General features: G+C 71.0%; 18 protein-coding genes. 7 read left to right on the top strand and 11 right to left on the bottom strand.

Going from position 1 to position 18970, the window contains the following annotated elements:
- Positions 1-92 precede the first annotated feature (92 nt).
- The 3 genes from M8H82_RS19525 (at position 93) to M8H82_RS19515 (ending at position 4664) form a co-directional block, all read left to right on the top strand.
- The gene (locus tag M8H82_RS19525) at positions 93-2444 is read left to right on the top strand and encodes a ribonucleoside-diphosphate reductase subunit alpha (protein WP_250075836.1); all 2352 of its coding nucleotides are present in this window, start codon (positions 93-95) and stop codon (positions 2442-2444) included.
- Positions 2444-3457: a ribonucleotide-diphosphate reductase subunit beta gene (locus M8H82_RS19520; protein WP_250075834.1), complete on the top strand. Its 1014-nt coding sequence runs from the start codon at positions 2444-2446 to the stop codon at positions 3455-3457. Before M8H82_RS19525 ends, M8H82_RS19520 begins: the two co-directional genes overlap by 1 nt.
- 241 nt (positions 3458-3698) lie before the next feature.
- Positions 3699-4664, top strand: a complete 966-nt coding sequence (locus tag M8H82_RS19515; protein ID WP_250075832.1) for a GlxA family transcriptional regulator — start codon at positions 3699-3701, stop codon at positions 4662-4664.
- Between the two features lie 4 nt (positions 4665-4668).
- Here M8H82_RS19515 and M8H82_RS19510 read toward each other — a convergent pair whose 3' ends face one another.
- The 10 genes from M8H82_RS19510 to M8H82_RS19465 form a co-directional block, all read right to left on the bottom strand.
- Complete coding sequence (locus tag M8H82_RS19510) at positions 4669-6045, bottom strand: cytochrome P450 (RefSeq protein ID WP_250075830.1); 1377 nt, start codon at positions 6043-6045, stop codon at positions 4669-4671.
- A complete protein-coding gene (cyc1, locus tag M8H82_RS19505; protein WP_250075828.1) occupies positions 6042-7127 on the bottom strand; it encodes an epi-isozizaene synthase in 1086 nt (361 codons plus the stop codon). The genes M8H82_RS19510 and cyc1 overlap by 4 nt, the downstream gene beginning before the upstream one ends.
- A gap of 290 nt (positions 7128-7417) precedes the next feature.
- Positions 7418-8068, bottom strand: a complete 651-nt coding sequence (gene def / locus M8H82_RS19500; RefSeq protein WP_250075826.1) for a peptide deformylase — start codon at positions 8066-8068, stop codon at positions 7418-7420.
- Positions 8069-8129: 61 nt separating this feature from the next.
- Complete coding sequence (locus M8H82_RS19495) at positions 8130-9110, bottom strand: hypothetical protein (protein WP_250075824.1); 981 nt, start codon at positions 9108-9110, stop codon at positions 8130-8132.
- A gap of 118 nt (positions 9111-9228) precedes the next feature.
- Positions 9229-10476, bottom strand: coding sequence for an HD-GYP domain-containing protein (locus M8H82_RS19490; RefSeq protein WP_250075822.1), 1248 nt, complete (start codon positions 10474-10476; stop codon positions 9229-9231).
- Complete coding sequence (locus tag M8H82_RS19485) at positions 10473-11765, bottom strand: HD-GYP domain-containing protein (RefSeq protein WP_250075820.1); 1293 nt, start codon at positions 11763-11765, stop codon at positions 10473-10475. The genes M8H82_RS19490 and M8H82_RS19485 overlap by 4 nt, the downstream gene beginning before the upstream one ends.
- A 123-nt stretch (positions 11766-11888) precedes the next feature.
- Positions 11889-12191 (bottom strand): mycothiol system anti-sigma-R factor, encoded by a 303-nt coding sequence (gene rsrA, locus M8H82_RS19480; protein ID WP_250075818.1) that lies wholly within the window; start codon positions 12189-12191, stop codon positions 11889-11891.
- A complete protein-coding gene (gene sigR, locus M8H82_RS19475) occupies positions 12188-12883 on the bottom strand; it encodes an RNA polymerase sigma factor SigR (protein ID WP_250075816.1) in 696 nt (231 codons plus the stop codon). The genes rsrA and sigR overlap by 4 nt, the downstream gene beginning before the upstream one ends.
- Positions 12884-13140: 257 nt before the next feature.
- Entirely contained in the window at positions 13141-13770 is a 630-nt protein-coding gene (locus M8H82_RS19470) for an alpha/beta family hydrolase (protein ID WP_250075813.1), read from the bottom strand.
- Position 13771: 1 nt separating this feature from the next.
- Complete coding sequence (locus M8H82_RS19465; RefSeq protein ID WP_250075811.1) at positions 13772-14587, bottom strand: SOS response-associated peptidase; 816 nt, start codon at positions 14585-14587, stop codon at positions 13772-13774.
- A gap of 50 nt (positions 14588-14637) precedes the next feature.
- On the opposite strand from M8H82_RS19465, the gene M8H82_RS19460 reads away from it, so the two are divergent.
- The 4 genes from M8H82_RS19460 (at position 14638) to M8H82_RS19445 (ending at position 18237) form a co-directional block, all read left to right on the top strand.
- On the top strand, positions 14638-15351 hold the full coding sequence (locus M8H82_RS19460; RefSeq protein WP_250075809.1) for a M50 family metallopeptidase: 714 nt from the start codon (positions 14638-14640) through the stop codon (positions 15349-15351).
- 98 nt (positions 15352-15449) lie between these two features.
- Complete coding sequence (gene aroA / locus M8H82_RS19455; RefSeq protein ID WP_250075806.1) at positions 15450-16766, top strand: 3-phosphoshikimate 1-carboxyvinyltransferase; 1317 nt, start codon at positions 15450-15452, stop codon at positions 16764-16766.
- A gap of 16 nt (positions 16767-16782) precedes the next feature.
- On the top strand, positions 16783-17793 hold the full coding sequence (rsgA, locus tag M8H82_RS19450; protein ID WP_250075803.1) for a ribosome small subunit-dependent GTPase A: 1011 nt from the start codon (positions 16783-16785) through the stop codon (positions 17791-17793).
- Positions 17794-17913: 120 nt separating this feature from the next.
- The gene (locus M8H82_RS19445) at positions 17914-18237 is read left to right on the top strand and encodes a multidrug efflux SMR transporter (RefSeq protein ID WP_250075801.1); all 324 of its coding nucleotides are present in this window, start codon (positions 17914-17916) and stop codon (positions 18235-18237) included.
- Between the two features lie 5 nt (positions 18238-18242).
- On the opposite strand, the gene M8H82_RS19440 is transcribed toward M8H82_RS19445, so the two are convergent.
- Positions 18243-18851 carry a TetR/AcrR family transcriptional regulator gene (locus M8H82_RS19440; RefSeq protein WP_250075799.1) on the bottom strand — a complete coding sequence of 203 codons (609 nt, stop codon included), beginning with the start codon at positions 18849-18851 and terminating at the stop codon, positions 18243-18245.
- Positions 18852-18970: the final 119 nt, after the last annotated feature.

The following is an 18970-nucleotide window of genomic DNA, read 5'->3' as shown; positions in this document are numbered from 1 at the left end:
GGAATGGGCCGGTGGACGCGACGCCCCCGTGCGCTCGTGTGCTGCCTCCTGCCCTCCGCAAGGCCCCGTGCCGAGCGAGGGAGAGCCCCCCAGTGACCATCGCGCCAGCCGACCCGGCTTCAGCCGCCCAGGTGGAGACCGACGGTCCCGGAACCGCGCTGCTGCGGACCCTGACCGAGCTGACCGCCGACCTCCCCGACGCCGACCCCGGCCGGGTCGCCGCCGCCGCCCTGCGCGGCCGGTCCGCCCGCGCGGACGAGGCGGAGTTGCGTGAGCTGGCCACCGAGGCGGCGGCCGGACTCATCTCCGAGGACCCCGCCTACTCCCGGCTGGCCGCCCGGCTGCTCACCCTCGGCATCCGCGAGGAGGCCGCCTCCCAGGGCGTTACGTCCTTCACCGGGTCGGTCGCGGTCGGCCACCGTGAGGGGCTCATCGCCGACCGGACCGCCGAGTTCGTACGGATCCACGCCGAGCGCCTCGACGCGCTGGTCGACCAGGACGCCGACGACCGCTTCGGCTACTTCGGACTGCGCACCCTGCACAGCCGGTACCTCCTGCGGCACCCCATCACCCGCAAGGTCGTCGAGACCCCGCAGCACTTCCTGCTCCGCGTCGCCGCCGGCCTCGCCGAGGACGACACCGTCCGCGCGCTGGACGAAGTCGCCGCGCTCTACCGGCTCATGAGCCGTCTCGACTACCTCCCCTCCTCCCCCACGCTGTTCAACTCCGGCACCCGGCACCCCCAGATGTCGTCCTGCTACCTCCTCGACTCCCCCAAGGACGAGCTGGACTCCATCTACGACCGCTACCACCAGGTCGCCCGGCTCTCGAAGCACGCCGGCGGCATCGGGCTGTCGTACTCCCGGATCCGCTCCCGGGGTTCGCTGATCCGCGGCACCAACGGGCACTCCAACGGCATCGTCCCGTTCCTGAAGACCCTCGACGCCTCCGTCGCCGCCGTGAACCAGGGCGGCCGCCGCAAGGGAGCCGCCGCGGTCTACCTGGAGACCTGGCACTCCGACATCGAGGAGTTCCTGGAGCTGCGGGACAACACCGGCGAGGACGCCCGCCGTACGCACAACCTCAACCTCGCGCACTGGGTGCCGGACGAGTTCATGCGCCGGGTCAACGCCGACCAGCCGTGGAGCCTGTTCTCCCCCGCCGACGTCCCCGAGCTGGTCGACCTGTGGGGCGAGGAGTTCGACGCGGCGTACCGCAAGGCGGAGGCGAGCGGGCTGGCCCGCAGGACCATCCCGGCCCGTGATCTGTACGGCCGCATGATGCGCACCCTCGCGCAGACCGGCAACGGCTGGATGACCTTCAAGGACGCCGCCAACCGCACCGCCAACCAGACCGCCCTGCCGGGCCACGTGGTCCACTCCTCCAACCTCTGCACGGAGATCCTGGAGGTCACGGACGACGGGGAGACCGCGGTCTGCAACCTGGGGTCGGTGAACCTCGGAGCCTTCGTCGACAACGGCGACATCGACTGGGAACGCCTGGACGAGACGGTCCGCACGGCCGTCACCTTCCTCGACCGCGTCGTCGACATCAACTTCTACCCGACCGAGCAGGCGGGCCGCTCCAACGCCAAGTGGCGTCCCGTCGGCCTCGGCGCGATGGGCCTGCAGGACGTCCTCTTCAAGCTGCGGTTGCCCTTCGACTCGCCGGAGGCCAAGGCGCTCTCCACCCGGATCGCCGAGCGCATCATGCTCGCCGCCTACGAGGCCTCCGCCGACCTCGCCGAGCGCAACGGCCCGCTGCCGGCCTGGGAGAAGACCCGCACCGCGCGGGGCGTCCTGCACCCCGACCACTACGACACCGAACTCACCTGGCCCGAGCGCTGGGAGGCGCTGCGCAGCCGGATCGCCGAGGTCGGGATGCGCAACTCCCTCCTGCTGGCCATCGCGCCCACCGCCACCATCGCCTCCATCGCCGGCGTCTACGAGTGCATCGAGCCGCAGGTGTCCAACCTGTTCAAGCGCGAGACGCTGTCCGGCGAGTTCCTCCAGGTCAACTCCTACCTGGTCGCCGACCTCAAGGAACTCGGCGTCTGGGACGCCCGCACCCGCGAGGCGCTGCGCGAGGCGAACGGCTCGGTGCAGGACTTCGGGTGGATCCCGGAGGAGGTACGGCGGCTGTACCGCACGGCGTGGGAGATCCCGCAGCGCGGCCTGATCGACATGGCCGCGGCCCGCACCCCGTTCCTGGACCAGTCCCAGTCCCTGAACCTCTTCCTGGAGACGCCCACCATCGGCAAGCTCTCCTCGATGTACGCGTACGCCTGGAAGTCCGGGCTGAAGACGACGTACTACCTGCGCTCGCGCCCGGCGACCCGCATCGCCCGCGCGGCCCGGGCCAGCGTGCCCCTCCAGGAGGCGACCTCCGAAGAGGCCGTCGCCTGCTCCCTTGAGAACCCCGAGTCCTGCGAGGCCTGCCAGTGATGACCCCCCGTAACCAGAACCTCCTCGACCCGGGCTTCGAGCTGACCCTGCGCCCCATGCGCTACCCCGACTTCTACGAGCGCTACCGGGACGCCATCAAGAACACCTGGACCGTCGAGGAGGTCGACCTCCACTCGGACGTCACCGATCTGGCCAAGCTGACGCCCTCCGAGCAGCACCTCATCGGCCGGCTGGTCGCGTTCTTCGCGACGGGCGACTCGATCGTCGCGAACAACCTGGTGCTGACGCTGTACAAGCACATCAACTCCCCCGAGGCGCGGCTGTACCTGTCCCGCCAGCTCTTCGAGGAGGCCGTGCACGTCCAGTTCTACCTGACGCTGCTCGACACCTACCTGCCCGATCCCGAGGACCGGGCGGCGGCCTTCGACGCGGTGGAGAACATCCCCTCCATCCGCGAGAAGGCCGGGTTCTGCTTCAAGTGGATCAACGAGGTCGAGAAGCTGGACCGCCTGGAGACCCAGGCCGACCGCCGCCGCTTCCTGCTCAACCTGATCTGCTTCGCCGCCTGCATCGAGGGCCTGTTCTTCTACGGCGCCTTCGCATACGTCTACTGGTTCCGCAGCCGGGGCCTGCTGCACGGTCTGGCCACCGGCACCAACTGGGTGTTCCGCGACGAGTCGATGCACATGAGCTTCGCCTTCGAGGTCGTCGACACCGTCCGCAAGGAGGAGCCGGAGCTCTTCGACGAACAGCTGCAGGAGCAGGTCACCGACATGCTGCGGGAGGCCGTCGAGGCCGAGCTGCAGTTCGCGCGCGACCTGTGCGGTGACGGCCTCCCGGGCATGAACACCGACTCGATGCGGCAGTACCTGGAGTGCGTCGCCGACCAGCGGCTGACCCGCCTGGGCTTCGCTCCGGTGTACGGCTCGGAGAACCCCTTCTCCTTCATGGAGTTGCAGGGGGTTCAGGAGCTCACCAACTTCTTCGAGCGGCGTCCTTCGGCGTACCAGGTCGCGGTGGAGGGCACCGTAGACCTGGACGAGGACTTCTGACCCGGGGTGCGCCGCTTCTCGGCCTCCCGGAGCTGACGGTCCACGCGCCGGTCGTGGGCGATGCCGAGCAGTGCCGGGAGGACGAGCAGGACGAGGATCCCGAGGACCACGATCATTCCGATGAGTGCTTGTGCCTGTTCACTGGTCATGTCACCAATGTCGCGCCGGACACTCCTTACGAACAGTGGCAGGACTGCCGCACACCGTCGAATAACTGCCACGCCCGTGGCACACTGGCCGCATGCTGAAAAACGTGGCGGTCGCCCTCCTCGACGGCGTGCACCCCTTCGAACTCGGGGTCGTCTGCGAGATCTTCGGACTCGACCGCGGCGACGAGGGGCTCCCGGTCTACGACTTCGCGGTCGTCTCGGCCGAGGGCCCCGCGCTGAGCACGCACATCCCCGGGTTCACGGTCTCCACCCCGTACGGCCTCGACCGCCTGGAGGAGGCCGATCTGATCGCCGTGCCGGCCGGCGACGGCTACCTCGGCCGGGAGTATCCGCCCGCGCTGCTCGACGCCCTGGTCCGGGCCGTGGACCGGGGCACCCGAGTGCTCAGCGTCTGTTCCGGCGTCTTCGTGCTCGGCGCGGCCGGGCTGCTGGACGGCAGGCGCTGCGCCGTGCACTGGCGGCAGGCCGACGAGCTCGCCCGGCGCTTCCCGCGCGCGGTGATCGAGCCCGACGTGCTGTACGTGGACGAGGACCCGGTGATCACCTCGGCGGGCACGGCCGCCGGCATCGACGCCTGTCTGCACCTGGTGCGCAAGGAGGAGGGCGTGGAGGTCGCCAACGCCATCGCCCGGCGCATGGTGGTGCCGCCGCACCGGGACGGCGGGCAGGCGCAGTACATCGACCGCCCGCTGCCCCGCTCCGAGTGCGACACGGTCGGCGATGTCCTGACCTGGATGGAGCGGCATCTCGACGAGGAAGTCACCGTCGAGCAGCTCGCCGACCTCGCGCACATGTCCCCGCGCACCTTCGCCCGCCGCTTCCAGCAGGAGACCGGCACCACCCCCTACCGCTGGATCCTGCGGCAACGCGTGCTGCTCGCGCAGCAGTTGCTGGAGACCACGAACGAGACGGTGGACGCCGTCGCGAGCCGGACCGGGTTCGGCACCGCGGCGGCGCTGCGCCACCAGTTCGTCCGCGCCCTCGGGACCACCCCGAACACCTACCGGCGCACCTTCCGGGGCCCCGAGCCGGCCTGAGAGGTCACCGGGCCACCGGCTTGAGCAGCAGGTTGTGCGGGCGGAGCGTGATGCCCACCCGGGTGCCGTCCTGCGATCCGGACACCTGCTCGAAGCGGTACTTCGAGGCCACCGCCGCCGTGATCAGCGTCAGCTGCGCCATGGAGAAGTGGTCGCTCGGGCACTTGCGGTTGCCCACGCTGAACGGGCTCATGGCGTATTTCGGGACCTCCTGCGCACGTTCGGGAAGCCAGCGGTCGGGGTCGAACCGGAGGTTGTCCCGGTACGACTTCGGATCGCGCTGGATCGCATAGGGGCTGTACACGATGTCCGCCCCCGCCGGAATGCGATACCCGCCCAGCTCGGTATCGGCCACCGCCCGGCGCGTCAATATCCAGACGGCCGGACGCAAACGCATCGCCTCGACGACGACATTGTTCGTGTGCCGGAGCGCCCGGACATCCGCGAATGCGACGGGTCGGCCGCCGGTGACGGATTCGACCTCCGCGGCCACCCGGTCGGCGTGCTCGGGATGTTCCGCGAGCACCTGCAGCAGCCACATGACCGTGGACGCGATGGTTTCGCTGCCGGGGGTGAGTATCGCGACGACCTGGTCGTGGATCTCCTGTTCCCCGATCGGTTCGCCATTGTCGTCCTTCGCCTCCAGCAAGGCCGTCAGCAAATCGTCCGGCTTTTGACCAGATGCCCGCCGCTCGGCGATGATCTCGTCCACCAGGAGATGCAAATCGGCCAGCGCCCGGTTGAATTTGAGGTTGGACGGGAGAGGCAGCCGGTAGAGCGGCCCGGCCGGTATCACCATCCGGCGGTACATACCGCGGAAGACGGTGGCGAGCGCAATGCACAGCCGCTCGGCGCGTTCGTCCATGAAGTCGCCGCGCAGCAGACAGCGGGCGGCGATCCGGACGGCCACCCGGAAGGACTCCGAGGTGCAGTCGATCGTCTCGCCGGGGCGCCAGCGCACGGTCAGCGCATGCGCCTCCTCCTCCATGATCGGCCCGTACGCGGGGATCGCGTCGAGCCGGAACGCGGGCTGGATGGTGCGCCGCTGGCGCCGGTGCCGGGGGCCGTTGGCGGTGGCCACGCCCTCCTTGCCGAGCAGGCCTTCGAGGGACTCCCACAGCGGCCCGTCGATCTTGAAGTCGGGGCTGAGGGCCAGGGCGCCGGTGAGGTGCGGAGCGGTGACCGCGTACACCGTCTTCGGGCCCAGCCTCAGCCGGACGACATCGCCGTGCTCGCGCAGCGCCGCCATGAAAGCGAGCGGGTCGCGCACCAGTTTCCAGCCGTGGCCGAGAAGCGGGACACGACCGCCGGCCACGGGCGGCTCGCGGAGTTCCGATTCCGCATATATCTGCGATTCGGGCTTCACAGACTCGACGGTCATTTCTCACCTGCCGCTTCGTTGTTGACGTACGGGGGCGTGGACCGGTCGTCCCAGTTGTCGACCATGTACCGGCCGGACTCGTGGTGGAACCAGTAGACGGTGCTGAACCAGTTCCGCATATTGCTGACGCAGGCCCGCACGGCGGCGCTCATTTCCTTTCCCCGCAGGGTGCCGTCGGCGAGATCGTCGGCAAGGCGAAGGGCGGCCCGCTCGGCGACCAGGAATTCGGATATGCATTCCTCTATGCGCCGCCTGAGTTCCACCACCGCTTCTTCCAGAGTCAGCCCGTGATGCTTGATAAGACTGATTCCGAGATTGTGCACCTCATCGCCCGCTATTTCCTTGGGCAGCGAACAGAGGTCGTTGTACCAGGCGGCGAATTCCTGGCTCAGCAGCGCCGCCCGTCGATATGCCGGGTGTTTCCGCACCGAATCCGGGAGTTCACGCCCGGCGCTGGGCTCCAGCAGATCGGTCCAGATCCAGTGCGCGAAGGTGAGGCGGCGCAGGGCGAGGTAGTCCTCGACGGTGGGGATGATTCCGTGCGTGCGGTTGTGGAATTCCCGGTCGTACGCCTCGATCACCGTGTGGAAGTGCCGGGCGAACCGGGCGTTCCAGGTCGGCGGCAGGAACGAGTACAGCCGCACCATGCTGTCCGCGAACCCGGCCACCAGGGGGTCCTGGTGGTGCAGGTGGTCCTGGGGTGAGTCGAGGGCCGTGTGCAACCGGAACCTCAGGCGCCGCCAGGCGGACGGACGGCGGTGCACGATGTCCCGGTCGTGCCGGTCGTCCCAGACGAAGAACCACGCGCTGTAGTCCGCAATGGCCTGGAGGACATCCTCGGGGGCGCCCAGGTAGTACCCCGCCATGAGATCGGTGTAGCAAAGACCGTCGGCATATTCCGCCACCTTGTCCGCCGGCATGAGCCGTTTTTCCAGCAGCCAGGTGCGGGTGTTCTCCTGAAGCCGCGGCCAATACGGGTGCAGTTGCCTGGGAAACGCCGCCTCGATCACCGGAAGGCACAGCGATGGTGGGACCGCGACCGCCGTCGGCGTCGATGTGGTGCTGTGTGAGAAAGCATGCACGAACTAACCCCTCTCAGCCGCCAGTTGCGCACACCCCTCCCGCCGTGCCGGGCGTGCGCCGTTGCGTATCCCCGCACTTCCCATTCAGCACCACAACTGACCGATCTGGGAACGGATTTGCTCCATTCACTACCCCACAGTGCCGAGAATCTCCCCTTGTGTGACTGATTATGGATCAGTAGCTGCGCACATGGGATCGAACGTGCGACGCACAGACGAACGACGCCTGGTCAGGAAGGGGTTCCTGACCAGGCGTCGTGCGTTTGTTACGGAGGAAACCTCGCGGGGCGTCAGTCGTTCGCGACGACCGGGTAGCGAGGCTCGTTCTCGGCCATCTGCCGCAGCGCGTCCTTGCGTTCCCGCTTGGAGAGCCGGTCGATGTAGAGGTAGCCGTACAGATGGTCGGTCTCGTGCTGGAGGCAGCGCGCGAAGTAGCCGGTGCCCCGCACCTTGATCGGGTTGCCCTTCTCGTCCTGCCCGGTCACCTCGGCGTAGTCGGGACGGGCGAGCGGCGCGTACGCGGTCGGCACGGACAGGCAGCCCTCGTTGCTGTCGTCGAGCCGGCGCTTCTCCGCGGGCAGGTCCACCAGCTTGGGGTTGCAGACGACGCCGACGTGCCGCACGCCCTGGTCGTCCTGGCAGTCGTAGACGAAGACCTTGCGGTCCACCCCGATCTGGTTGGCGGCCAGGCCCACGCCCTCGGCGGTGCGCTGCGAGGCGAACATGTCCGCGATCAGCTGGTCCAGCTCCGGGCCGAACTCGGTGATGTCCTGGCACTCCTTGTGCAGGACCGGGTTCCCGACCACCGTGATCGGCCGCGAGACACCCCGCTCGCGCCAGGCGCTCTCGCGCTCCTCGGTCTCCTCGGTGTCGTTGACGAAACCCTCGTCGTCCACGGGGAGCACGCCCGCGTGCTGCTGATCGGTGTCCTGCTGCGCCATGACCGACGTACGCCTTCCTGGAAAACTGGGATTCGGTGCGGATACAGGGTACGGCGATGTGTCAGCAGACCTCTTCCAGATCCCGCCAGTCCCGCGAATCCGGGCTGTCCGCGACCCAGCCGTCCAGCAACCCCCGCACCAGGGAAGCCGGCGCGGCCACCCCGCACTCGCGCTCCGGCACCCACAACTGCCCGTCGGTCCGGTGCCCGAGCGGCCCCGGATGCCCCGGCTCGCTGTGGTCGTGCGGATCCAGGTGCTCCCCGTCGCCCTCGTCGGAGGGCATCCGGGACTCAGAGCAGGTCCGGCACAGCAGCCGTACCGAGGACGACCAGTCCTCGGCGGCGAACCCGGCGTCCGCCGCGAGCTGCTCCAGCGCGTCCCGGTCCTCCTCGGTCGCCGCCTCCAGCAGCACCACCCAGGTCGGCACCGGAGAGGGCGCCCACAGCTCGATCTCGTCGAAGACGGGGTACGCGTGCCCGGCGGCGGTGGTCCGCTCGCCGTGCGGGACGCCGTCGTGCAGGACGACCTCGCCCCAGCGCCGCCCGGAGGACGGCAGCGGGATCGACAGCACCTCGATCCGCGCCGGATCCAGCCGCCGGCCCCACACCACCTCGGCCTCCCCCTCCGGGGACAGCCGTACGGCCGCGCTGCCGAGGTCCATGCCGAGGGGCTCACCGGAGTCGGTCGCGCCGCCCGGCACCCGCAGCCCGTAGGCCTGCCAGGCCCGCCGGGCCAGCGGCCAGTCCTGGAGGGCGGTGGCGGCGATGCCGACGTTCCACCAGTCGGGCGCCCCGGTCTCCCGGTCGAGCAGTGCCACGGCCCGCAGGCCCGCCGCCCGCGCCTGCTCCCAGTCGTGCCGGAACTTGTGCAGCAGGGCGAGATTGAACCAGGACTCGGACAGCCAGGGCTCCAGATCGGCGGCTCGTGTCAGGAGCGCGCCGGCGTCCTCGTACCGACCGTCGCCGATCAGTGTGAACGCGCGGTCGGTGGCCTGCCGCCAGGAGGCGGAGGGCCGGTGACGTCCCTTGCCGAAGATCCTCACGATTCCCGCCTGCCAGTTCCGTGGAGTGGGCCGGCTGTGCCCCCGGACAACCTCTCGGAGACCCTCTCCCTTTCGCATCCAACCACGTACCGCTGGAGGGGCGCTCATTACCCATGGGTTACCCCACCGGGCCCAGGGTCAGACAGTCTCTTGACAGTACTCTGGCCAGCGCCTCCACGACCTCGGGCGCGTAGTCGCCCGCGGTGCCCAGTCTCAGCTCCTCCAGCGCCGTCAGCGGCCCGCCCGGCCCGGCACCCTGGGCCTTCTCCTCGTAGGCGTTCACCGCCCGTACGATCCGCGCGGCCACCGGCTGCTCCCGGTAGGGGTCGGCCTGCCGCTCGACGACCACGGCGACCGAGCCGTCCACACCGGTCTGGCGGACCACGGCACCGCCGAGCAGGGCGATCCTGCGCTGTTCGGCGGCGGGCAGACCGGCGGTGGCACCGCCCGGGACCGGGTCGACCAGGCTGAGCTGCCCGATGTCGTGCATCAGGGCCGCGTACTCCAGCACGGTGAGCTCGGCCCCGGCCAGGCCCAGGTCCCGGCCGACGGCGACACTGAGCGCGGCGACCCGGCGGGCATGACCGGCCGGGGTGTATCCGGCGACCTCGGTGGCCCGGGCGAGGGAGGCGATGGTCTGCCGGTAGGTGGCGCGGACGGCGGCGTAGCGGCGGAAGGAGAGCTGGGTGAGCAGCAGCGGCAGACAGAACACGGGCAGCGCCCACAGGCCGACGACGGCCACCGCGAGCGCCATCACGGCGCCGGTCGCGCAGACGGCCGAGCCGATGCCGAGCAGCGCCCGCAGCTCGTCCCTCAGCAGCGGGCCGAACGGCCATCCGGTCCGGGAGTGCGCGAGCGCGGCGACGAGCACGGCGTCGCACAGGGCGGTGAGGGCCAGCAGCGCGAGCAGCAGCAAGGCGTAGGCGGCGCCGCTCCACTCGTCGAAGGTGCCCCGGTTGTACAGCGGTTGGAAGCAGACCGCGGCGAAGCCCACGGTGAGCACCCGCCGGGCGAGGTGGTCGGGCTCCGCGCTGCGGCCGCGGGCGATGTGCGGGGCGCCGCCGAGGAGGGCGGCGAGGACGACGATGGTGACGACCTGGAGCACGCCGTGATGCGTGGGCTGCCCCGCCTCCTCGCCGAGCAGGGCGTAGGACAGGGCGCCCGCCGCCCCGAGCGGCGCGGCCTCGCGGACCTGGGCGCCGGTCCACCGGGCGAACTCCCCCACCGTGATGAGCAGCCCGAACGCGAGGGCGACGGGACGTTCCTCCAGGCCGCTCCAGAGGGTGCCGACGAGGGCGACGGCGGCCAGCAGGGCGGCCGAACCGTGGATGAGGACGAGGATCCACCCGGGCCGGGCCGGGCTCATCGCCGCGCTCCCGGCCGGCCGGTGACCGGCCTGCCCTGCGCCGGCACCCGCCCCTCGCCCGCGGTGACCTCCGGTTGCCACCCGGACCGCTCGATCACCCGCGTCAGCGCCGCCACCATCCGTGGATCGAACTGCGATCCCGCGCACCGCTGCAGTTCCGCCAGGGCCGCGGGGACGGGCCGGGCCCGCCGGTAGGACCGGGTGGACGTCATCGCGTCGAAGGCGTCGGCGACGGCCACGACCCGCGCGGGCTCCGGAATCTGCCCGCCCACCAGCCCGTAGGGGTACCCGCTCCCGTCCAGCCGCTCATGGTGATGGAGCACGGCGGCCCGCGCCTCGCCGAGGAAGGAGATGCCCCGCACCATCTCGTGGCCGTACTCCGGATGCAGCTCGATGACGCGCCGTTCCTCCGGGGTGAGGGGCCCGTCCTTGCGCAGCAGCCGGGTGGGCACTCCGAGCTTGCCCACGTCGTGCAGGATCCCGGCGAACCGCAGCACCTCCACGCGCTCCGCGTCCATGCCCAGCTCGCGGGCGATCATCATCGAGGCCTGCCCGACGCGCTCGCTGTGTCCGCGGGTGTAGCCGTCCTTGATGTCGACGGCCTGCACGAGCGCCCGGATGGTCGCCTGGTGGGCGGCCCGCTCCCGGTGGTACTGCGCGAACACCCACCAGGACACGCACATCGGCAGCAGCACGAGCAGCGCGGCGACCGGCCCGTAGGGGCTGCGCCACAGGACGGCCATCATCAGCCCGGCGAGGCCGTGCACGGCGACGGGTGCCAGCGAGCGCAGGAACAGCCCGCGCCAGGCCCGGCGCACCGGCACCCGCTCGGCCAGCGCGCGGATGCCTCCGTCGAGCAGGGCGAGCACCAGGCAGAAGGCCAGGACCGCGGCCCCGGCGGGCACCAGGGCGTACGGGAAGTCGGGGGCGACGACCGCGTCCCGCCCGTCCAGCGCCCAGTGCACCCGGGCGGCGGTCCAGACGGCGAGCGCCGACTGGGCGGCCCGCCAGACCCGTCGCAGGGCCGCGCCCTGGGAGAGCAGGGCCCCGGGTACCGCCACCAGCGCGGCGGCGGGCGCGGGCAGCAGGAAGGCGCCGGCGAGCAGGACCGGGTAGCAGGTGCCGGCGAAGCGCCGGCGGGCGATCTGCTCGCAGCCGGCGTACAGCGCGGCCAGGAGGGCTACGGCCCACCAGGGGGTACGGAGAGCCGGCAGCGGGAGCAGACAGAGCAGGGCGCCGAGGGCGGCGCAGGCAACGTACACACGCGCCCGCGCGGGAATCCCCTCCATCTGCCCCTCCCCTGACCATGCCTGTCCGGGCTCCGGAGCCTAGGACGGCCAGGGGGAGAGTGCGGGCGTATCACCCGCCGATTAGCACGTTCGAGTGACGACCGTCTGTGCCGGGGCGGGAGTTCAGGACTCCTGCGGGGTCACGGTGACATCGTGCTCGGGCACGGCCTGACCCGAGCGGATCAGGTCCAGCCTCCCCAGGACCTTGGCCCTGAGGTCGGTCGGGACGTCGTCGTGACCGCAGCAGCGCTTGACGAGCTTCTTCACGGCCTCTTCGAGCCCGTACTTCTCCAGGCACGGCGAGCACTCCGTGAAGTGCTGCTTGAACTTGTCGCGGTCGATGTCCGGCATCTCACTGTCGAGGAACTCGTACAGGTGGTCCAGGACTTCACTGCAGTCCGTCTCGTGCGGCTCTCCGCAGCTCATGAGCCCGAGCCTTTCGCTTCGTTCGACTCTCCGGCGCCCGCCGGGACCAGCCCGCGCTCACGGGCGTAGTCCTCCAGCATGCCGCGCAGTTGACGGCGGCCCCGGTGCAGCCGGGACATCACCGTACCGATGGGTGTCCCCATGATGTCCGCGATCTCCTTGTACGCAAAGCCCTCGACATCCGCGAGATAGACGGCGATGCGGAATTCCTCGGGGATCGCCTGGAGTGCTTCCTTCACGTCCGAGTCGGGCAGGTGGTCCAGCGCCTGCGACTCCGCCGAGCGCAGACCCGTCGACATGTGCGACTCGGCACGCGCCAGCTGCCAGTCCTCGATCTCCTCGGCCGCGGAGCGCTGGGGTTCACGCTGCTTCTTGCGGTACGAGTTGATGAAGGTGTTGGTGAGGATCCGGTACAGCCAGGCCTTGAGGTTGGTGCCCTCGCGAAACTGGTGGAAGGACGCGTACGCCTTGGCGTAGGTCTCCTGCACCAGGTCCTCGGCGTCGGCCGGGTTGCGCGTCATGCGCAGGGCGGCCGAGTACATCTGGTCGAGGAATTCGAGCGCGTCCCGCTCGAAGCGCGCGGTGCGCTCGGCGGTGGTCTCCGCGGACGTGTCCGTGCTCGCGCCCTGGCCCTCGGGCAGCTCCGCCTGGCCGTCGTCGGTCCCTGCGTCGGTACCGGTGACCGGACCCACCTCCTCAAGATTCCGGGCAGCACCGAAGCCGGTGCCACCAGAATCGGAGGATAGACGACTACCCGTTGCCGCCGCCCCTCGAATAGGAGCGGCCTTGCCCGCGTGCAGCACGGTCCAGTCCAGATCGCTGCGACTGCTGCGGGCCGGGCAGAAGGTAGAACCCATGCGGCGGACTTCCTCTCCTACGAACGTCGGTGCTGGTCGCCAGCACTCATGTCCGCCTCAACAGTGCTCCGGAGCGCAGCATTCCCGCGGCGTCACCCGCGTGACCCGGTCCACTGCACCACCGCGTCGGTGACCACCGCGACGGCCTGCTCCTGGGTGATGTCCGCCCGTTTCGGCACGGCGAAGCCGTGGTCGCCGCTGGGCACCTCGACCAGGTCGTATGGGCCGTCGGGGAACTCCTCGGGCCGGCCGAAGGGGTCGTTGCCGCCCTGGACGACCAGGGTGGGCACCCCCGCGCCGAGCAGCTCCCCGGCGCGAGACTTCTCGGGTCTGCCCGGCGGGTGCAGCGGGAAGCCGAGCGCGAGGACGGCATGGGCGCCGAGTTCCGTGGCGGTGCGGCAGGCGACGCGGGCGCCGGCGCTGCGGCCGCCGGAGATCACCGGCAGGCCGGGCGCGGCCAGCGCGGGCCAGACGCCCCGCCAGCCCGCATCGAGGGTCTTCGGGGCCGGGGCGACCTTCTTGCCCGCCACCCGCCAGGGCTGCTCCACGAGGGCGACGCTCACGCCGTGCGCGGGCAGGACCGCGGCGAGCGCCTTCAGGTCGCGCGCCTCGATGCCGCCGCCCGCGCCATGGCCGAGGGCGAGCACGAGCCGTGCCGTCCTCGCCCGGTGCCAGGTGACGCGGGCGTCTCCCGCGTCGGTGCTGATGATCTCGGTCGTCACATCAGAAGAGTGTGCCCTCCTCGGGGCCCTCCAGCTCCTTCAGCAGCTCCGGGCCGTTGTTGCGGACACTGCTGACGGCGGTGGACACCGGGTAGGCGCGCATCAGCCCGGCGGGCGGCGGGGCGAGCAGCCCGAGCAGGTCGTCGGCGTCGGTGCGGGACGGGTCGAGCCAGGCGTCCCACCGGTCGGGGGTGAGCATCAGCGGCATCCGGGGGTGGATCTCGGCGAGCGCGTGCGGGCCCTCGGCGGGGGCCACGGCGAGCGGGGTCGTCTCCGCCTCGGTGGTGATCACGGAGCAGGTGACCCACCAGGCCCCGGGGTGGTCGTCGGGGAGGGTCTTGTCGCGCCAGAACTCGTAGAGACCGGCCATCGCGAACACCGACCCGTCGGCGGGGAGCACGAAGTAGGGCTGCTTGCGCGGCCGCTTCTTCCTCCCCTCGACCTCCAGGTCCCGCTCCTGCTTGCCGGTGACCCACTCGTAGTAGCCGTCGGCGGGCAGGATGCAGCGGCGGGTGGCGAAGGCCCGGCGGTACGACGGCTTCTCGTGGACCGTCTCGGCCCGCGCGTTGATCATCCGGGCGGCGCCCTCGGGCGTCTTGGACCAGGACGGGACGAGCCCCCACTTGAGCCTGCGCAGCTGCCGAACCGGGCGCGTGTCGTCGGCGTCCTTCACTGGGCGGTCCAGGACCGCGTAGACCTCTTTGGTGGGAGCGACGTTGTAGTCGGGCTCCAGGATCTCCTCGGGCTCCCACTTCTCGACCTCGAAGATTCCTGCGAGATCCTCGGGCCTACGACTCGATGCATACCGTCCGCACATACGTGCCACACTGCCAGACTCCGCAGGAACAGAGGGAGCACCCCGGACACATGGACAGCAGCACAGCGACCTCTCTCTGGGACGAACTCGCCGGTACCCAGAGCGACCCGGACCTGTGGGTCGTGATCGCGACCCTGGCCGCCGCGGTGGCAGTGGTCGTCCCGCAGGGCGTGTGGCGTCTCGCCCGCAACGCGATCACCATCGCCCACGAGGGCGGGCACGGCCTGGTGGCGCTGCTCACCGGCCGCCAGTTGACCGGCATACGGCTGCACTCCGACACCAGCGGCCTCACCGTCAGCAGGGGCAAGCCGCACGGTCTCGGCATGATCCTCACGGCGGCGGCGGGCTACACGGCTCCCCCCTTGCTGGGCCTGGGCGGTGCGGCCCTGCTCGGCGCGGGCCGCATCACCCTGTTGCTGTGGCTGGCCACGGCCCTGCTGCTGGCGATGCTGGTGATGATCCGCAACGCGTACGGCGCGCTGACGGTCGTGCTGACCGGCGGCACCTTCGTGGTGGTCTCCTGGCTGGCGGGGCCCCAGGTGCAGGCGGCGTTCGCGTACGCGGTGGTGTGGTTCCTGCTGATCGGCGGTGTGCGTCCCGCTTTCGAGCTACAGGCGAAGCGGGCGAGGGGCGGGGCAGGGGACTCGGACGCGGACCAGCTGTCGCGGCTGACGCATGTGCCGGCGGGCCTGTGGCTGTTCCTCTTCCACGCGGTGTCGCTGTGCTCGCTGATAGGAGGGGGCAGGTGGCTGCTGGAGGTGTGACGACGCCCTGAAGGGGCGACCGCACAGGGCCGTGCGAACAGCGCGACCAGCCACAACGGCGCCGCACCCGGACAACCGCGTCCTTATAGAGTGGGGCCATGGCCCCGAACGACGCACACAACGCCCTCTGGCCCGCCCCCCACGCGCGCGGTGCCGTCGACGCGACCGTCCACGTGCCCGGGTCCAAGTCGGTCACGAACCGAGCCCTCGTGCTCGCGGCCCTGGCCAGCGAACCCGGCTGGCTCCGCCGCCCCCTCCGCTCCCGCGACACCCTCCTGATGGCCGGCGCGCTGCGCGCCATGGGCATCCAGATCGAGGAGGGCGTCGGCCCGGACGGCTCCGGCGAGGCCTGGCGGGTCCTCCCCGCAGGGCTGCGCGGTCCCGCCACCGTCGACGTCGGCAACGCCGGCACCGTGATGCGCTTCCTGCCGCCGGTCGCCGCCCTGGCCGACGGCACCGTGCGCTTCGACGGCGACCCGAGGTCGTACGAGCGCCCCCTCCACGGCGTGATCGACGCCCTGCGCGTCCTCGGTGCCCGGATCGACGACGACGGCCGGGGCGCGCTGCCGCTGACCGTGCACGGCGGCGGCGCCCTGGACGGCGGTCCGGTGGAGATCGACGCCTCGTCCTCGTCGCAGTTCGTGTCGGCGCTGCTGCTGTCGGGCCCCCGCTTCAACCAGGGCGTCGAGGTCCGGCACACCGGCTCCACGCTGCCCTCGCTGCCGCACATCCGAATGACGGTGGACATGCTGCGCGCGGTCGGCGCCCAGGTGGACACCCCCGAGTCGGGCGGTGAGCCGAACGTCTGGCGGGTCACGCCGGGCGCGCTGCTGGGCCGTGACCTGACGGTCGAGCCGGATCTGTCCAACGCCCAGCCGTTCCTGGCGGCGGCCCTGATCACCGGCGGCAAGGTGCTGATCCCCGCCTGGCCGGCCCGCACCACCCAGCCCGGTGACCGGCTGCGCGAGATCTTCACCGAAATGGGCGGTTCCTGCGAACTGACCGAGTACGGCCTGGAGTTCAACGGCTCGGGCGCCGTGCACGGCATCGACGTGGACCTCGGGGACGTCGGCGAGCTGACGCCGGGCATCGCGGCGGTCGCCGCCCTCGCGGACTCCCCCTCGACACTGCGCGGGGTCGCGCATCTGCGGCTGCACGAGACGGACCGGCTGGCCGCGCTCACCAAGGAGATCAACGAACTCGGCGGTGACGTCACCGAGACCGCCGACGGCCTCCACATCCGGCCGCGCAGGCTGCACGGCGGCATCTTCCACACGTACGAGGACCACCGCATGGCGACCGCCGGCGCGATCATCGGCCTCGCGGTCGAGGGCGTGCAGATCGAGAACGTGGCGACGACGGCCAAGACCCTGCCGGACTTCCCCGAACTGTGGACCGGGATGCTCGGGAACTGACGGGCGGACCGGGATCATGCGCCGTTACAGCAAGCACACCGACGAGGACGACATCCGCAGCCGCCCGAACCGCAAGGGCAACCGGCCGCGTACGAACATCCGTCCCAAGCACGAGGACGCGGTCGAGGGCATGGTCCTCACCGTGGACCGGGGCCGGCTGACCTGCCTGGTCGAGGACCGGGTGGTCATGGCGATGAAGGCCCGCGAACTCGGCCGCAAGGCCGCCGTCGTCGGCGACCGGGTGGCCATCGTCGGCGACCTCACCGGCGAGAAGGACACCCTGGCCCGCATCGTCCGCATCGAGCCGCGCACCTCGCTGCTGCGCCGCACGGCGGACGACGACGACCCCTTCGAGCGCGTGGTCGTCGCCAACGCCGACCAGCTGGCCATCGTCACCGCCCTCGCCGACCCCGAACCCCGCCCGCGCCTGATCGACCGCTGCCTGGTGGCCGCGTTCGACGGCGGTCTGACCCCCCTTCTGGTCCTGACGAAGTCGGACCTGGCCCAGCCCGACGAACTGCTGGAGCTCTACGGCCACCTGGACATCCCGTACGTGGTCACCAGCCGCGAGGAGCTGGAGAGCGGCAGCGCGGCGGACCGGGTGCGGGCAGAACTGGACGGCAAGATCACCGCGTTCGTGGGGCATTCGGGGGTGGGCAAGACGACCCTGGTGAACGCGCTGGTCCCGGAGGAGCAGCGGCGGCTGACCGGTCACGTCAACGCGGTGACGGGCCGGGGCCGGCACACGACCACGTCGGCGCTGGCGCTTCCGCTGGCCGGGGGCGCGGGCTGGGTGGTCGACACCCCGGGCGTGCGGTCCTTCGGGCTCGCCCACATCGATCCGTCCCGGGTCATCCACGCCTTCCCGGACCTGGCAGCGGGAACCGAGGGCTGCCCGCGCGCGTGCAGTCATGACGAGCCGGACTGCGCTCTCGACGCCTGGGTGGCCGAGGGTCACGCGGACCCGGCCCGGCTGTACTCGCTGCGCCGGCTGCTGGCCACGAGGGAGCGCACGGAAGGCGACTGACCTCCGCGTTGTTTGTCCGCACCCGAGTCCGGTAAGGGCATAATCGCACCGAGCCGGAAGCAAGCCTGACCAGAGCCTGACGAAGCGGTCACAGTATGCGGGGATACGGGAGGACAGCACATGGCGTGGCTGCTGGTCGTTGTGGCGGGACTGCTCGAAACCGGGTTCGCCGTCTGTCTGAAACTGTCCCACGGCTTCACGAGACTGTGGCCGACGATCGCGTTCTGCGTCTTCGCGCTCGGCAGCTTCGGTCTGCTGACCCTGTCCCTGAAGAAGCTCGACGTCGGCCCGGCGTACGCGGTGTGGACCGGCATCGGCGCGGCCGGTACCGCGATCTACGGAATGATCTTCCTCGGTGACATCGTCTCCACGCTGAAGATCGTCTCGATCAGCCTGGTGATCGTGGGCGTCATCGGCCTCCAGCTGTCGGGCTCGGCGCACTAGCGCTTTCAGACCGGCAACTGCCGGGGCAGGGCGACCCGTACCAGGTCGGCCACTCCGCCCTCCCCCGGCGGCGCCGCCACGCACGACAGCGCCAGCCGGACGACCAGTTCGCAGGAGCGCGCGAGTTCGCCGTTGTCGGACCTGCCCGTGCCGGGTGCGGACAGGGCGGCCACGGCACGGTCGCGGACGAGTCCGACGAAGTCGCCGGGTGAGGGCAGCGGGCCGTCGGCGCGGCGCTGCGCCGGTACGCCGGAGGTGGACGGGACGGCCGAGAGGGGCGGCGCGGGCAGGCGCTCGCTCCAGCACCCGGTGAGCAAGGCCCGGACGAGGGCGTTGTCGCGGGCGGCGGAGGCGGTCCACTCGGCGGTGGCGGTGAGGCGGTCGCGCGCGTCGGCCTGGGTGTGCAACGCCCGCTCCACACCGGCGAGATAGGAGTCGGCCTCCCGTCGCACGAGCGCGCGGGCGAGCCCCTCCTTGCTCCCGAACTCGTTGTAGAGGGTCTGCCGCGACACTCCGGCCGCGGCGGCCACGTCCACCATCCGCACCGCCGACCACGACCGGCGCGCAAGCGCCGTATAAGCGGCATCCAGCAGAGATTCCCGCGCTGCAGGCATCGTCGCCTCCCAGGGCCCCGGCTCTGCGCCCAGATTTGACGCGCCCGGCGGCACTGTCAAGGGGTCGCGGAGCGGTGTGCCGGGTGGTGAGGGGCGCGTGAACGCACTCGGCCCCCGGT

Source organism: Streptomyces sp. YS415, from assembly GCF_023544665.1.
Taxonomy (GTDB): domain Bacteria; phylum Actinomycetota; class Actinomycetes; order Streptomycetales; family Streptomycetaceae; genus Streptomyces.
This window is presented reverse-complemented; position numbering and strand designations above follow the sequence as displayed.

Bases quoted from the DNA above. Each gene is read 5' to 3' on its own strand.
- M8H82_RS19445 (WP_250075801.1), top strand. From the start codon at position 17,914: ATGGCGTGGCTGCTGGTCGTTGTGGCGGGACTGCTCGAAACCGGGTTC.
- def (WP_250075826.1), bottom strand. From the start codon at position 8,068: ATGGCGCAGCAGGACACCGATCAGCAGCACGCGGGCGTGCTCCCCGTG.
- M8H82_RS19515 (WP_250075832.1), top strand. From the start codon at position 3,699: ATGCTGAAAAACGTGGCGGTCGCCCTCCTCGACGGCGTGCACCCCTTC.
- M8H82_RS19485 (WP_250075820.1), bottom strand. From the start codon at position 11,765: ATGGAGGGGATTCCCGCGCGGGCGCGTGTGTACGTTGCCTGCGCCGCC.
- M8H82_RS19440 (WP_250075799.1), bottom strand. From the start codon at position 18,851: ATGCCTGCAGCGCGGGAATCTCTGCTGGATGCCGCTTATACGGCGCTT.
- M8H82_RS19460 (WP_250075809.1), top strand. From the start codon at position 14,638: ATGGACAGCAGCACAGCGACCTCTCTCTGGGACGAACTCGCCGGTACC.
- M8H82_RS19465 (WP_250075811.1), bottom strand. From the start codon at position 14,587: ATGTGCGGACGGTATGCATCGAGTCGTAGGCCCGAGGATCTCGCAGGA.
- M8H82_RS19510 (WP_250075830.1), bottom strand. From the start codon at position 6,045: ATGACCGTCGAGTCTGTGAAGCCCGAATCGCAGATATATGCGGAATCG.
- M8H82_RS19520 (WP_250075834.1), top strand. From the start codon at position 2,444: ATGACCCCCCGTAACCAGAACCTCCTCGACCCGGGCTTCGAGCTGACC.
- M8H82_RS19490 (WP_250075822.1), bottom strand. From the start codon at position 10,476: ATGAGCCCGGCCCGGCCCGGGTGGATCCTCGTCCTCATCCACGGTTCG.
- aroA (WP_250075806.1), top strand. From the start codon at position 15,450: ATGGCCCCGAACGACGCACACAACGCCCTCTGGCCCGCCCCCCACGCG.
- rsrA (WP_250075818.1), bottom strand. From the start codon at position 12,191: ATGAGCTGCGGAGAGCCGCACGAGACGGACTGCAGTGAAGTCCTGGAC.
- rsgA (WP_250075803.1), top strand. From the start codon at position 16,783: ATGCGCCGTTACAGCAAGCACACCGACGAGGACGACATCCGCAGCCGC.